This is a genomic window from Hydrocoleum sp. CS-953 (genome assembly GCF_002260545.1).
Lineage (GTDB): Bacteria > Cyanobacteriota > Cyanobacteriia > Cyanobacteriales > Microcoleaceae > Trichodesmium.
Genome location: NZ_LGSU01000171.1, coordinates 1 through 2,338 on the forward strand (window position 1 = coordinate 1; position 2,338 = coordinate 2,338).

Annotated in this window: 1 protein-coding gene; it reads right to left on the reverse strand. The window is 36.1% G+C overall.

What is annotated here, in order from left to right:
- Positions 1-339: 339 nt before the first annotated feature.
- Positions 340-1,671 carry an MFS transporter gene (locus AFK68_RS01350; protein WP_094671033.1) on the reverse strand — a complete coding sequence of 444 codons (1,332 nt, stop codon included), beginning with the start codon at positions 1,669-1,671 and terminating at the stop codon, positions 340-342.
- Positions 1,672-2,338: the final 667 nt, after the last annotated feature.

Genomic DNA, 2,338 nt, shown 5'->3' on the forward strand with positions numbered 1-2,338 from the left:
ACTCCCCACACTCCCCACACTCCTTTGACGCACTACCCTCCCATCTATCGCGCCCAAAAAATTCTACTGACTCCTGACTTCCAGCTAAAAGCTGTTAACCGTTCTTATAAACCAAGATTTCCCATAAAAAAATATAATAGAGTAATTGTCAAAAATTCTCTATGATATTCTGTATGTCCCCTGCTACCCTTTGTGTAAACCCAGGCGTGAATATCTACAGGAAATTTAAGTTTTTTCCCGCTTTTAAGCCTTTTCTCCTAGATAAGTAAAGCTTTCTTCCTTATCCATATTTTATAATACTGATGCTACAGGAGATGATATTAGCTGATAATTCTTGAATTATTTTGAACTAACCATAGAATCACGTTCTGCCAACAGACGACGTAATTCTTTTTGTCGAGTGCTATCTAGTGGAAAGTTCCAGATAAAGATCGCTGCTAAAAGACTAATTGGAATAGGTACAAAAATAAACATATATTTAAGTGCTTCTATTGCTGTGGCAGTATTTTCACCCCCAGGAACAAAACCGATCCAATCTAAAATAGGATAAACTATCCCAACTCCCAAAGCAGAACCAACTTTGTTAGTCATAGTTAACAGAGAATAATAAAGACCTGTGCGTTGTGTTCCTGATTCCAAGTTATCATGATCTGTAAGGTCTGCCATAATTGAGCGCAATAAAAACGCTCCTGCACCAGATTCGATGCCGAAAAGAATATTAAATAAGGTATACAACCATAAGTTTCCTGGTTGAACAAGCAATAGACTGACAAGAATTACACAACCATACATTTTAGCAACACCAAAAGTCCGATGCTTCTCCAACTTATAACTAAGACGCATCCAAAGAGGAATGCCACAAAAACTAGCTACAAAATAGAGTAAGAGCATCAAACTAGACCATTCACCTAGTTGCATAACATAAGTTACAAAAAAAATGTAGATTGAACCAACAATTCCCGGAGCAAGACCAATCATTAAATCTGCTATTAGCACTCGTATTAGCAGTTTATTTTTCAACAGCAGAGAGGTTGACTGCAAGAAACCAAGTTGACAAGATGGTGCCACAGGTCTTTCTTTGACATTACAAACAGCGATCGCTACAGTGATGGGGAGCAATATAATTGTAAACCAACCCATAGCAGCAACTTTAGTTCCACTATCAGCTCTTCCAGTCTGTTCTAGAATAGTCGGAAGTATCAAAACAGCTAACATACCAAATACTAAGGCAAATTCTCGCCAACCTTGAACTCGCGCCCGTTCATAATAATCTGATGATAATTCTGCACCCCAAGACATATGAGAAATACTCAGCAGAGTCCAACCGACATACAACAACAGCATCCAAAACAGAAGATAATTTCCTGTGACTGGTGCTTCCGGCATAAACACTTTGTAAACGCAAATCATTAAAATAGGAACGGATAATATAATCCAATGACGCCGACGACCTAGAGGTGTTGTTACCCTATCGCTGATAACACCAAGAACTGGATCGGTAAAAACATCCCAAAAGCGGGTAATCATAAAAACTGTGCCCACCAGAGAAAGGCCCAGTCCCATTTCTTCTGCATAGAATGGCGGAAGATAAACTAAAAGGGGAAGGCCAAGAGCAGAAAGGGGTATTCCAGGAGAGACAAAGGCTGCAATAGTTTTTTTGGTGAGATTCATCTTGTGTTATTATTTATGGCCTTGGGAGCAAAATATAAAATTATATTTCATTTTAGGCAGATGAATTAAAAATGACACTAAGTTCTATATTTACTTAAGATAAAGAGATTTATGAGGTTATTGTGATGCGATCGCGGTTTTTTATTTTTATAGAACTTGTAAACGAGAGAAAATTAATAACCTAAATCTTGGAGTAGAAAACTTGATTTAGTAGAAGAATTTATAGGAGCAAGGGATGAATTAGGAAGAGCAATAATTATTAAGTTAACACAGAACGATGTGTAATTAATTTTGTTTATGAACTTACAGCAAATTTCAGGTATGTGAGGTACAACGAAATAAAAAGCTTTTTAACACAGGCATCTTACCTGTCACGGTTGTACCCTATACTAATTCACTTTCAAAATCTCACAATAAGCTCAAATTACTATAATTATTCGGCATTGGTGAAATAAGGTATGAAATTCTTATGGTCGTAATATTAATAGTAAGGAAAAAAGCTCTTTTAACTCCTAACTTCTAACTCCTAACTCCTAACTCCTAACTCCTAAAAATCATACAATCATTCACCAACGCCAATTATTCATTATTAATTATTAATTATTAATTTTTTAATATAGCTTATATCCTCTTGCTTAATCAGTTAAAAGAGCTTTTTTCCTTACTA